5 protein-coding genes are annotated in these 14,061 nt (G+C 47.7%); all 5 read right to left on the reverse strand.

Annotation, left to right across the window (positions count from 1 at the left end):
- Nucleotides 1–4: 4 nt before the first annotated feature.
- A complete protein-coding gene (locus tag J5566_RS01605; protein WP_208561799.1) occupies nucleotides 5–181 on the reverse strand; it encodes a hypothetical protein in 177 nt (58 codons plus the stop codon).
- A complete protein-coding gene (locus J5566_RS01610) occupies nucleotides 168–941 on the reverse strand; it encodes a nucleoside phosphorylase (RefSeq protein ID WP_208561800.1) in 774 nt (257 codons plus the stop codon). Before J5566_RS01610 ends, J5566_RS01605 begins: the two co-directional genes overlap by 14 nt.
- Before the next feature lie 16 nt (nucleotides 942–957).
- The gene (gene cysE / locus J5566_RS01615; RefSeq protein ID WP_208561801.1) at nucleotides 958–1,575 is read right to left on the reverse strand and encodes a serine O-acetyltransferase; all 618 of its coding nucleotides are present in this window, start codon (nucleotides 1,573–1,575) and stop codon (nucleotides 958–960) included.
- 53 nt (nucleotides 1,576–1,628) lie between these two features.
- Complete coding sequence (gene pnp, locus J5566_RS01620; protein ID WP_208561802.1) at nucleotides 1,629–3,848, reverse strand: polyribonucleotide nucleotidyltransferase; 2,220 nt, start codon at nucleotides 3,846–3,848, stop codon at nucleotides 1,629–1,631.
- A 211-nt stretch (nucleotides 3,849–4,059) separates the two neighbouring features.
- The gene (locus J5566_RS01625; protein WP_208561803.1) at nucleotides 4,060–13,782 is read right to left on the reverse strand and encodes a beta-N-acetylglucosaminidase domain-containing protein; all 9,723 of its coding nucleotides are present in this window, start codon (nucleotides 13,780–13,782) and stop codon (nucleotides 4,060–4,062) included.
- Nucleotides 13,783–14,061 lie beyond the last annotated feature (279 nt).

A 14,061-nucleotide genomic window follows, 5' to 3' on the forward strand; every position in this document is an offset into this window, starting at 1 on the left:
ACTCCTACTTTTTCTTCCGCTGGATCCACAGCATCACCAGTCGGATCACCCAAAAGATTGCCAAGGCAGCCCAGATATGACCGAGCCCATAGGACCCCTGACTATAATTTAAAACAGCCAACACAATGGCCAAAATCAGATTGACTGGATAGAGCCAGTCGCTTCCTTTAAATGTTTTCATTTGTTACTCCTTTTGCAATCGCCATGGCCACTTCAAAGAAGGTCATACTGTCAGCCGTCCGTTCTGCCCGACGGGCATCCCATTCATTCTTGTGGTGGTCCACATAGTCTGCCGTGTAGAAAAACTGATAGACCTTGGCCTGACGAAAGTTTGCCCAGGCCATGATAGCAGAAGCTTCCATATCGACCACCATGGCACCAGCGGCTAGGCGACGCTTGACCTTGGCAGCGGTTTCCCGAAAGAAAGCGTCCGTGGTCCAGGTCTTGGCCCGCACGTGCTCAATCCCTGCTTGGTCCAAGGCCTTTTCCATGGTTAATAGAGAAGCAGGGTCATAGCTGATTTCCTCGCTGGCAGGAGCGTAGTGGTAACTAGTTCCCTCGTCCCGAAGAGCAGAGCTAGGAAGGATAATCTTATCCGCAGCAAGCGACTTATCCAGCACACCGCAGGAACCAAGAACGATAAAATTCTCAAAACCACAGGCTTTCAGCTCTTCCAGATGACCAACTGCCATTGGAGCACCGATTACTGCCAACATGACCGCAACCTGCAGTCCATCTCTTTCCAAAATATACCAAGGATGACAACCATTTAGGGTCTGTAAATGACCACCCTCTCTGCTCTCAGCTAGCTGACTTACTCGGTCCACGATTTCCCCATTGAAGGAGAAAATCATGGTCTCACATACCTCACCGCCACCACGGATAGCCTTATCCGTCGGTTCAATGACTGCAGAGGTGTTTTCAAATTCTTCTAGTAGCATAAACCGTCCTTTCTTCCTACAAATGCGACGAACGGTGGCTGGCTTCTCGTAATTCCGCAAGCTTAGTCGTGTAGTGTTCACGACCACCTTCCATGTCATGAATGACCTTTTCATCTTTTTGACCGTGTACACGGACGATTTTAGCCGGCATACCGACCACTGTCATATCTGCTGGAACATCGGCTAGGACAACGGCAGCTGCACCCACTTTAGCATTTTCTCCAATCTCAATGGGACCAATGACTTGAGCGTGGGCAGAGACAAGGGCACCCTTTCGCACAGTCGGATGGCGTTTGCCTGTATCCTTTCCTGTACCACCAAGCGTCACCCCGTGGTAAAGCATGACACCTGATTCAATAATGGCGGTTTCTCCGATAACCAAACCAGCTCCATGGTCAATGAAGACTCCCGAAGCAATCTCGGCACCTGGATGAATTTCGATATTGGTCCAAAAACGCCAAAATTGGCTGTGCATCCGAGCTAGTAATTTAAAACCTTTTTTCCACATCCAGTGGGACAAACGGTGGGCAGCCAAGGCCTTGACACCTGGGTAGGTCAAAAGAACTTCCAAGGTCGTCCGTGCTGCCGGATCTTTTTCTTTTACAATCTCAATGGTGTCCTTCCACCAACCCATAGTCACTCCTTCTAGCGAGAAGACAAGCCCGCTACCGAACTTGTCTACTCAGCTTATTTCTTTTCAACCTTGTGGAATTTGAATTCACCAAAGTTGTTGTCTTTTTTCTCTTTGTTGTCTTTATGACGGCGTGGTCTGTCAGAACGCTCGCGTTTTTCTGGTTCCACATAACCTTCTGGTTTTGGAAGAAGAGCCTTCATAGAAGCATCAACACGACCTTTATCGTCAATCTTGATAACTTTGACATCGACAATATCGCCAATTTCAACCAAATCTTCTGGTTTATTAACACGGGTCCAAGCCATTTCAGAAACGTGAACCAGAGCATCTGTCTTGTCAAAGAGGTTGACAAAGGCACCGAATTTCTCCAAACGAACCACTTTTGCCTGATAAACTTCGTCCACTTTTGCTTCACGAACAAGACCTGCGATGATTTCTTTGGTCCGTTCAATCGCATCGCGATCTGGTGAGAAGATAGCTACAAGACCGTCTTCGTCGATATCGATTTTCACGCCAGTTTCTGCAATAATCTTATCGATGGTTTCGCCACCCTTACCGATGACAATCTTGATTTTATCCACATCAATCTTGATAGTGTCAATCTTCGGTGCAGTCGGTGCCAAGTCAGGACGAACTTCTGGGATAGTTGCTTCAATGACATCGAGGATTTCAAAACGAGCTTTCTTAGCTTGTGCCAAGGCTTCTTCCAAGATTTGCGGTGTGATACCGTCAATCTTGATGTCCATTTGAAGAGCTGTGATACCATCACGGGTACCAGCCACCTTGAAGTCCATGTCGCCAAAGTGGTCCTCAAGACCTTGAATATCGGTCAAGACGGTGTAGTTGGTACCGTCTGAAATCAGACCCATGGCAATCCCTGCAACTGGTGCCTTTATTGGCACACCACCTGCCATGAGGGCAAGGGTACCAGCTGTGATAGAAGCCTGTGAGGAAGAACCGTTTGACTCCAAGACTTCTGCTACCAAGCGGATCGCGTAAGGGAAATCATCTAGGCTTGGCAAGACTTGCTCAAGGGCACGCTCACCAAGGGCTCCGTGACCAATTTCACGACGACCAGGTGCTCCATAACGACCTGTTGATCCCACTGAGTATTGTGGGAAGTTGTAGTGGTGCAAGAAGCGTTTCTTGTACTCATCATCCAAACCGTCGATGATTTGGGTTTCCCCCATTGGGGCCAAGGTCAAGACAGAAAGAGCTTGGGTTTGACCACGAGTAAAGAGACCTGAACCGTGAACGTTTGGCAAGAAATCTACTTCTGCGTCTAGCGGACGAATCTCATCCACACGGCGTCCATCTGGGCGGACCTTGTCTTCTGTAATCAAACGACGAACTTCTGCGTGCTCCATGAGTTCCAAGATTTCATGAACGTCACGCATGATGCGGTCAAATTCTTCGTGTTCAGCGTATTTTTCTTGGTAGGCTGCGATGACCGTTTCACGCACCGCATTGGTCGCATCTTCACGGGCCAACTTTTCTTCAACCTGCACCGCTTTTTTCAAATCGTCATTGTAAGCTGCAACAATCTCAGCCTGCAATTCCGGATCAACTTGAAGAAGCTCCACATCTGCTTTTTCCTTGCCGACTGCTGCTACGATTTGATTTTGGAAGTCAAGGAGTTCTTGAATGGCCGCATGACCTTTCAAGAGGGCTTCCAACATGATGTCCTCTGACAATTCTTTGGCACCAGACTCAACCATGTTGATGGCGTCCTTGTTACCAGCCACTGTCAAATCAAGGAGGGACTCTTCCATCTGAGCCTTGTCAGGATTGATGATGAGTTCTCCATTGACATAACCAACCTGCACACCTGCGATTGGGCCGTTGAATGGGATGTCTGAGATTGCCAATGCCAATGAAGAACCAAACATAGCTGCCATTGGAGCAGAAGCATCTGGATCGTAAGAAAGCACTGTGTTGATGACTTGGACTTCGTTGCGGAAGCCTTCCGCAAACATTGGACGGATCGGACGGTCAATCAAACGAGCTGTCAAGGTCGCATCGGTTGATGGACGGCCTTCACGTTTCATCCAGCCACCTGGGAATTTCCCAGCAGCGTACATTTTCTCTTCATAGTTGACTTGAAGGGGGAAGAAGTCTCCCGTCGCCATTTTTTTGGACATAACCGCCGCAGTCAAGACTGTGGAGTCACCATAGCGAACAACAACCGCACCGTTGGCTTGTTTGGCAACCTGACCTGTCTCAACGACCAATTTCTTGCCAGCAAAAACCGTTTCAAATACTTGTTTTGACATGAATGTTCTCCTAATTGTTAATTTACGTGTTTTCTACAAAGTTCAACCCAATAGAATTACTGGATTCAGCTTTGCACAAAACCACGTATCCAGTCTATTTTACCATATTATTTCCTTTTTTTCCCATAGAAATCCTCTTCAACGAAAAAATAAAGAAGACCAGACTAGGGTCTGATCTTCTTGCTTCGGGAAGAGATTTGAGGCTGTCCCCTTATTCTTCTCTACGTTTTGCACGCGCAACCAAGCCAAGTGTCGCAAGGACACTGAGTCCTGTTAAGAGATAGGACTGGTCTTGACTGCCTGTTTCTGGCAACTGTGCTTGGGAAACAGGTGCTTTAACTTCTTGAACGGTAGCTGATTGGCTAGCAGCTTGTGGGGCTAGCGGTTTTCTACCAACTTCTAAGATTTCATCCTGTGCTTCTTCCAGTACCAAGGTGTGGATGATACGTTGGGAAAGAACAAGCCCATTCTCAGTGACTACCTGAACAAAGACACGCTCTCTACCTGCTTTTCCTGCCTGTACCAGGCGGGTCACTCCGACTGGTAAGTCAGGATTGTCAAGCACTTGACGACCATAGCCTCGCTCCCTTTCGAGAATATCCAGGCGCGGTTTTTCATGTGTCAGAGATAGGAGACCACTTTCAGGCTTCACAGTCCATACCCACTCATCTGAACCTGGTTGACTTGTCTCACCACCTGTCGATGGCTGGTCTGGCTGACTTGTTTCACCACCTGTCGATGGTTGGTCTGGCTGGCTGGTCTCGCCGCCCGGTGTTGGCTGGTCTGGCTGACTTGTCTCACCGCCTGTCGATGGCTGGTCTGGTTGACTTGTCTCACCACCTGTCGATGGTTGGTCTGGCTGACTTGTTTCACCACCTGTCGATGGTTGGTCTGGCTGGCTGGTCTCGCCGCCTGGTGTTGGTTGATCTTCAATTGGAGTTTCTTGAACAATATCCGCACGATAAGTAGATAACTCATAGAACTCTGGACGCCCACCAGTCCATGACAGCTCAAGATCCAGCAAGTGAGCCACATCTTGTCCCAGAACAAAGGTTTGCAGACTGTTGGTTACAGAACCCAACGCTACCCATTCAGGTTCAGCCCCTTGACCTTGGCGAATCACACGAGCTCGTAACTGGACACTGGATCCTGCCGGAAGACTAGAAATCAATTTCACATGGTTGACCTCTGTCTTTTCAGACAGATGATAAACAAGGTGTCCCTGATCCTTAGCCGGTTTGTAAGAGCTGAGTACCTTGCGGTCCACTAAGTTGGTGTAGAGATTTTTGGCTGCTTCACCACCATCTCCCGTCACAGTTGGGTCATTGATGGTTTGGACAAATTCACCATCGTTGATGACCATTTCTGTAAAGCCTACGAAGCGGTAATCGTAGTTGGCGGTGAAATAAATGCGGAGGTACTTGGCATTGACTGGTGTATCCAGGCTACCTTCGATATAGCGATTACCTGGCAGGTTGGAATCATGTGTCCAACCGTCTCCCAGAGAATCATCCCTCGAAGCATTGGCCTGACCATCTCCGACTGTCACAATATCTACCCAATCCTGACCGTTTTGGCTGACTTGAATCTTGCCATCACGGAGGTAGTTCTTGGTGCCATCTTGGATATAGGCACGGATCTTACGAATTGGTCGTTGCACACCTAGTTCTAGGACAATTTCACCACCCTGGCGTGGAACATCTGCGAATTCGACAAAGTTATTGTAGACTCCATCAAAGAGTTGACCTAGGTTCTTGATCCGACGAACATCATTGTTGCCATAAACTTGGTTAATGCCCAAGGTAGTTGATTTCAACTTATCTGGGTGGATTTCCTTAGTTTCAACCAACAATTCTGAACTACCAAGATTTTGACTGGTCTGCCCCTTGTTGATCAGTCGGATATAGCGTGCCAAAGGTTGCTCGGACAACTGATCAAGCTGGTACCATTCAGCTGCGTTTGGTGAATAAACCAAATCCAATTGACTACCTGTTGCTTGCAAGGATTCCAACTCGTGGAGACGGTCTAACTTGATACCAACAAAGTCGCCTGGCGCTAGCTGAGTAGTTGCAGGCAATGGTAGACGGTAGGAACCAAGTGTCTCAAAGACTGGACTATTTTCCAGACTGGCGATACTTGTTTCAACCATGTCTCTGCGGCCCTCATTGGTCTCTACTGAGAAGTCCTTGATACGCCACCATTTTGGCAGGTTTTCCGTGTTGCGCACACGGATGTATTGGGCTTCAAATTCTTGACTGACTTCTTTCAGCTGCTCACCAGAAAGGGAAGTAAGATTGGTCCAGTCGGTTCCGTTGACAGAGTATTCCAAGACACCTTTGTTGAGTTTATCCCCTGTTCCCTGTGCCAAACGGACCTTGCTGATTGGTTTCACTTGACCAAGGTCAAGCTGTACCCAAGCCTCGGCAGGTGTGGTATCTCGTTGAGAACCAGCAGTATCAGCATTGGCAAACATTGCTTCTGTCGCATCATTGCCATCTTTGATTTGTGCTTCACTGGTTTGTCCCTTGTAAACCAAATTAGTACTGTGGGTAATGGCCACACTTGTCTGACGACTTGCTTCTAATGGCTTGTTGACAGCAATATCACGAATACCAAACCAAGTATTGGCCTTATCGCTTGTCGCAATCATCCGCACCGCTTTGGCCTTCAGGCTCAAATTTGAGAAGGTCAAGAGAGCTTCACTACCTATGTAAGTATGACCTGGGATTGGCAGCCATTCTCCGTCTTCTGTCTGGTATTGGATAGTTGCGGCTGAGAAGGTGTCACGCAGGTTGCTGACAGCTCCCATGGCAAAGGTCAAGCTGTCCAAATCAATGGTCTTGTTGAATTCCAAGCCAACATAGTCACCTGTCGATATGGTGTTTGGATTCTTGAAGAGGAGCTGGGTCGATAGGTTGCCATCTAGGATGTTAGCTACACTTCCTTCTGCTCCTGTTCGGTTGGTAATCAAGCGACTATTGATGCGGTCTGGGTAGAGTTCCGATTCCACTTGACCTGCAAGGAATTCCAAGAGGTGCAAGATAAATGGTCGGATATGCTGCACACCCAGCTCTGCTTTTTCATATTGGCTCACATACCAGAATTTATACCCTTTCGACTGCTCATAGAGTTTTAATCCTTGGTAGTAATTGTTCCAAAGCTGGTCTGCCTGATCACTTCCTACAAACTCGGTCGCTGTCAAAAGGAACTCTAGGGCATCCATCTGGTCAATGGTATTGTCTAGCCAGTAATGAATCTGATTACGCATCAACTCATTGCCAGACTCCTTGTAAAGTTGAGCTGCTGCTTTCAACTTGGCAAATTCTGCCCGCAATTGACGCCGGTCTTCTGTCAAATCCTCTCCCGCTTCCAACTTGGTACGGAAGGCTGTCAGTTTCGGTGCCAATTCAAGAGATTCTTCCAATTTTACTACACGACCATCCATATTTTGGTTAATCATGTGTTTACCCAGTTCTCTAAAGGCAAGGGAGGTCTCAGAATCGGTAAAGCGGCCTGTTTCAACAAAATTGAAGGCAATATCATTGACACGTTTAGCAGCCTCTTCTGACTCCCAAATATTCCATGTGTATTCTGCAGCAGAGAAGAGGGCAATCTTAGAAGGCTCTGATTGCTGCATAGGGTTGAGCATGATACCGCCAATTAGGCTAGCATCGACATTTGGTTGTAGGAATTTTTCACCGCCACCAAGAATCAAGTGCTCTTTGGAGTTATCTGTACATGGCCAGTTGATCCAGAGTTGGACAGGGCGATAGGTCTTGCCACCCTGACTCAAATTGGTGCTCAAGGTTGTCAGGAACTGGTTGGACACTTGTCCCCAGATACGGCCACCTGTCACTGTCAGGCTAGCACTTTCAGGAAGATTTTCATTGAGCGAACGCAATTCTGCCTCGTCTCCGTCACCCCAGTACTCATGCGGCACAAAGATCATCTCCTTGCGCAAACCAGAATACTGAGCCTGCTGGCTTTCCAACCATTGGGTCAAATCTGCCATGAGGCGGTTGTAGCTTGCAAATCCACCTGCTGGATGACGGGCATCGTCTGCCAGGATACCGAATTCTCTCACTCCAACGCCCATCAATTGGGTAAATTTCCGCTTGATAACTTCGAGATCTTCACGATAGTGGTTGTCGTCACCAAAGCGTACGCTATTATGCATGAATGGATGGAGGGTCCAGACATAGCGGGTCTTGTTTTGGTTCCCCACACGCGCCATCTGACGAATTTCTTCTAGCTTGTCTTCTGGATAGAGTTCACGCCAGCGACTGTTGTGGTATTCATCATCTTTTGGTGCAAAGAAATACTGGGTCAGCTTGAGGTCACCACCGTAGCGCATCAATTCCATGCGATCAGCTGTACTCCAAGGGTTGCCATAGTAACCTTCGATGAAACCACGGTTTTTAATATCTGCAAAGTCTTCTACATCTACTTCACGCAGAACTGGAGCCGGACTGTCATTGAGCATGTGCTTCAAGGTTGTCAAACCAAAGAAGACTGCATCTGTGTCCTTACCAATGACTGAAATAGCATTGTCTTTGACCACCAAACGATAGGCATCAATCTTATCAAAGAGCTGGGCAGTACGTCCTGCATTAGCCTGATGGCTTTGGGCCAAACCAGCCTGACCATGAATGCCAATGTAGATATTGGTTGCACCTTCCACCGCACTTGTGCTGGTTGCATACGAAATCTGGTGGGCCTGCAAGGTATCTTTGAGACGATTACGGGTATAAATATCCACTCCTTGACCAATGACCAGGTTGACACGGCCGTTTAGGGCTACTAGTCCATCACCATAGGTCACCGTTTGAGGGGTAGGAAAGACTTGATAATTCTTATTGAGATAGTCCTCGCTCGCCAAGGCTGCCGCGATCACTTCTGCACTAGCTGGGCGAGTCGCGTCGAACCAATCCGCAGTCTCAACCGTTCCATCAGAGACCGTTTCAGTCTGACCTGCTCGAATGGTAAAGTTAAGGGAGACAACTCCAGTATAGCGACCCAAACCGGTCACTCGGACACTTGCCTGACTGCTTGTGCCAACTTGGCCGATATTGTCACTATAATCGAGACGGTAGTCTTGATTTTCAACCAGATTCACTCCGTTGACTCTTACTGTTGGCTTCGGTGTCAAGGCTTGACCTGTATAGGCATATTCTTGACTTGCTAGTCGGACATGGTCACTTGTCAGAGCAACAGCCTCCACTTGACCCAAGTATTCGCTGACACGAATCTCGCTGACTGACATGAAGCGATTGCGACCACTATTTCCTAAGGTACTAACCGCCTGGAGTTTGATGTATTGACCATTAACCGGTTCAAAAACTACCTCTTGCCAGTCCAGACTTGATTCATCAAATCGACCTGTCTTAACTGATGTCCAAGTTCGATTATCTGAACTTACCAAAATTTCATACTCAGCTACCTTGCCGTTTGGACTTCCATCCTGACGATGGCGGTAAGCCAGACCATTGAGCTGGCGAACTCGGCCTGTATCAACCGTTAACCACAGGTTACTGATATCTGTTCCTGACCAGGCAGAGTGCCAATGGCTGTTCAAGTTAAAGTCTTTGGCATTGTCCACCGCTTCGCTGGCTCTATTTTCCACAGAACCCGCAGCAAGGGTCATCTCCGACCGCTCTATATAGTTGCGGCCTTCTGTTGTCGGACTATCTGGCACAAAGGTCAGAGTATAGGTTTCTGACTGGCTACCGTCCTCAGAAGAGGTAACGATTTTCACCGTATTATCAGCTGTTCGCAGAACGGTCACTCCGACATTATTAGCAGTATTACGAGCTGTGATATCCCCACGACCTGATACTGTCATATTGTTGGTGATGGAGGCACCGCGGAGGACTTGGTTACCGATTTGAATCTCATTGATGCTGGCATCACTCGACTTGACGAATGCCTCAAGGGCCGTCTTCAATTCCAACTCAACAATACCGACAGACGGTTTGCGACCAGACAGAACCTCGTCAGAATTTTCAACTGTCACCTTAAAGATTTCAGCTGAAACTGGCCGATCCAAGCGATAGGTTACCTTTGTCAAGCCGTTGACTGGTTTTGTCTCTGTCACGCGATGAGCGGCAACTGTCGCTTCTGCGCTAGAACTTGTCTGATAAGAGAAGGTCACTGACTTAGGCTGACGAAGAGACCAGTTGTCTCGGTGGTAGTAGATGGATACTTCTGCGATGTTTTGCGCAGTATCATATACAAAGCTAAGCGTCGCTGTTTTGTGGTCTGCTTGGGCGGCACTATAATTGGACCAGATGGTTTCGTTTGCTCCACCATCGTTATTGGCAGAAGCCTGCAAACCACCGTCAACAATAGCCATCAGGGTATCTGACTGAAGATTTTGCGGAATATCCTGCTCGATACGGGTTGCTTTTGGTGCAACATTACCACCGATAGTAACCGCACGGTTGCCCACACGCACCTTGGCAGTTACCGGTAGTTGGTCGCCCAAAACATTTGCAACTCCACTCACCTCGATGACACCTTCTGTTCGCAATTGGTCGTCACTTGGGTGGGTCCAAGTCACTGGGAATTGCGATGAGAGCAAGGTACCATCTGCCAAGAAGGCTTCGACCGTTTGTGGTAAAACCAGAGGTGAGCCGATTTCAACCGCGGTGGCTACATTTTTAATTGCCGCAACCTGATCGATGACAGATATCAGCAAAGAAACATCCAAATCCAGGTCTGCAACACGAGCACGAGCTGTCACTGTGTCTTCTGTTACCAATTTCTCTCGAATAGCAGCCTTATCAAAGCTGACAGCCTTCTCGACCTCGCTACCATCTTGGAAGCGAACTGTCACGCTTGTTGGCAGATTCACTTCTGCCCCACGTTTGATATAAATATTTTTAGATAATTTGTATTCCTTAGCCTTGTTTGCCGTTTGGTCTGCCTGACCTGTCACTTCAAATGCGACCGTTGAAGCAGTCAAACCATCTGCACTCGCGGTCACGGAAACCGTACCGCTCGCACCCGTCATCTGGACAATAGCCAAGACCTTACCAGCAAATGCCTTGCGGTTATCTGCCTGATAACTTTGATGATCCATAGCATTTCCGTTATCCATGGCTACCAACTTAGCTGGTCCGCTGACAGAAATGGATACAGGGTTAGCAGCATTGACAACGAGGTTGTTATTGGCATCAACAACATCAATCTCAATATAAGCGAGAGAATGGTCTGTTACAGCTTGATCCACCTTGGCAACCTTGGCAAGGAGCTTGCTGGCTGCACCAAAGGTTGAATGCTGACTGCTACCGACAGTCTGTTCAATCACATTTCCCTGAGCATCATAGGCAATGGCCTTGATGGTGCCTGGCTGGTAGTCAACCTGCCAGGTCAGATAAAGATTCTTATGAGGGGTGCTACTCTTGTCTGCACCGTTGTAAATTTTGTACTTGTAACCAGCATCTGTCGTAACTTCTGTGAATTCCTTGGTTCCTAAATCACGCTGACTTCCGTCTGGGGCAACATGAACCAACTGCACCTTAGCTGCATTGGAATAGACGACGACTTCAACACGGTTATTGCTATCTTTTTGTAAAACTGCATCATTCCAAGCAGGAAGGACATGGAGCGTCGTGTTGTCTTGTTTCCATTGGCTCCGGTAGAAATAATAGGAATCTTTAGGGAAGCCCGCCGTATCGACAATACCAAAATAAGAACTCTTTGGTGCTGGCCAACCATGTTGGGTACCTGGACCTACTCCATTCCACGGAGTTGGTTCCCCAAGGTAGTCAAAACCAGTCCATACAAACTCACCGGCGACAAAATCCCGTGTGATAACATCATACCAAGCCTGACTAGCTGTGTGCCCCCAGTTAACATGACTCTGGTCATAGGCCGTCCGCTGCTTGTCTGAACGACTGGCATTGCCTTTGATATTGTAGACCCCACGGCTATTGACAGATGAAGCTGTTTCTGAACCATAGATAATCCAGTTAGGGTGGCTAGCTCTACTCTCGTCATACTTTCTACCATCAGCATAGTTATAACCGACAATACCACGCACCGTTGCATTGTTTAGGGCATCGCCCATACCAACCGCGATCTGATCACCATGCTTGAGTTTGTTGTCACCGATAGTGGCAGGACGGGTTGGGTCAACCTCATTGATCCAGCCAATCAGACGATTGATGACCGATACATAATTGCTGGCACTACCGCTAATCCCTTCAAGCACTTCGTTTCCTGTTGACCACATAATGATGGACGGATCGTTGATACCACTCTTGACCATCTGTTTCACATGGAATTCCGACCATTGCTGGTCTTGGGCACGGGCACCGACTAGGTTTTCTGCTGTTGTGCCAATTGTACGATTGAAGAATCGAGAATAGTCATTAACGTTGGAGTTTTTTGGCCGTTCCCAGGTATCAAACGCCTCATCAATCAAGAGCATACCCATGCGATTGGCAATGTCTTTCATGGCACGAGCGGCTGGGTTATGGGTTACCCGAACCGCATTGACACCCATCCCTTTGAGAATTTCAAACTGGCGTTCAATGGCATCGTAATAGGCACGAGCTCCTAAACCGCCCTGGTCATGGTGCATGGAGACCCCTTGTAACTTGAGTTTCTCACCATTTAACTTAAAGCCAGAAACATTGTCGAATTCAATATAACGGAAACCTGTCTCCTGATCCCGACTCTGTACTACTGTTGCACCATCAAGGATTTCCGTCCGTACGATATAAAGATGTGGGTTGCTGACAGACCAAAGTTTGAGGTTGTTAATATCAAACTCCGTACGAATCTTGCTACTGTTTTGGCTAGAAATAGTCGTTAGACTGCTGGTTTTCTCAGCAACCTTTGTTCCGACCTGGCCATCCGCCAATCGTTCAAAGAGGCTGGTTCTCACGATAACAGCCGCAGACTGACTACCAGCATTTTCTAAAGCGGTGACAACTTCTACCCGACTAGCTGTCCCCTGACCAGTCTTCGACTCCTTGAGGTTGGGACTGGTCACAACCACTCCGTATTCCGCCAAATGAACCTTAGGTGTCATGTTGAGATGGACAGAACGATAGATCCCGCTTCCTGAATACCAACGAGAACTTGGAACAGGGTTAACAACCTTGACAGCAATGATATTTTCTTCATTTGCCCGAACATGGCCTGTCAAATCAAAGGTAAATGGACTGTATCCATTTGGATGCACTCCCAAGGAAGTCCCGTTAATGAAGACCTCGGTCTCCATGTAGGCACCATCAAACTGCAATTCAACACGACCTGCCGCAACCTCTTCTGATACGGTAAATGCCTTGCGGTACCATCCAGTCCCGCCTGGCTTGTAGCCACTCTCAGCCTCACCTGATTGGGTATAGTCCTGAATCAAACTAAAGTCGTGGGGCAAATCCAAAACCTGCCAACTCGAATCATCAAACTGCTTGGCAGATGCACCAGCAGTCTCACCCAAGCTAAATTTCCAGGCTTGGTCGAAATTGACCTGTTGGTCCACCTGGCTATAATGATGGATGGTCGTCCAACTAGCTGGCGCCACAACCTGATCTTGGGATTGTGCTGTTGCCTCCCGACTCTCACCACCCTTACTCTCATTCGCTTGAGGAAGAACCGCTGCAGGTGCCAACATAGGCTCTGCAGCCACCGCCTCAAGTTCTGCTGACTCTGTCACAGATTCTGAGCCATCTTGTCCGACCTCTTCCCCTTCGGATAGAACTGCGGGTGTTTCTTCCACAGCTTCTTCCTCTGGAATGACCGACAATTCTGTCTCATCGGTCACCAATTCTAAGGATGGGTCACTCGCCTCTACTGTATTGGCCTGAACCATTTGACTGCCGAACAACATACAACCCACAACAACAGAAGCTGTACCAACACTTAGCCTCCGAATTGAGTAGCTGTATCGCTTGTCAAACAAGTCTTTTGAACTACGTTTCATCTAGTCCTCCTTTACTATTTTTCGCTTATGTAAGCGCTTATATATTGTATCAAGCATATTATAACGTTTTATTTTATCTTTTTCAATATATTAACCTATTGAAAAAGAGTTTTCGCCAAATAGTGAAACAAAAAAAGCCTGATGGACAGGCTAGTATAAATTGGACTTTGTCTAAAAGACGTATAAAAGGTAAATTGGAACACAAAAAAACTGAAAACAGATTCTATCTGAATAGTTGACACGAACTGCCTTCACTTCATCTCCAACCTCCAACAGTCT

Source organism: Streptococcus suis, assembly GCF_017601095.1.
GTDB classification, from domain to species: Bacteria; Bacillota; Bacilli; order Lactobacillales; family Streptococcaceae; genus Streptococcus; species Streptococcus suis_Z.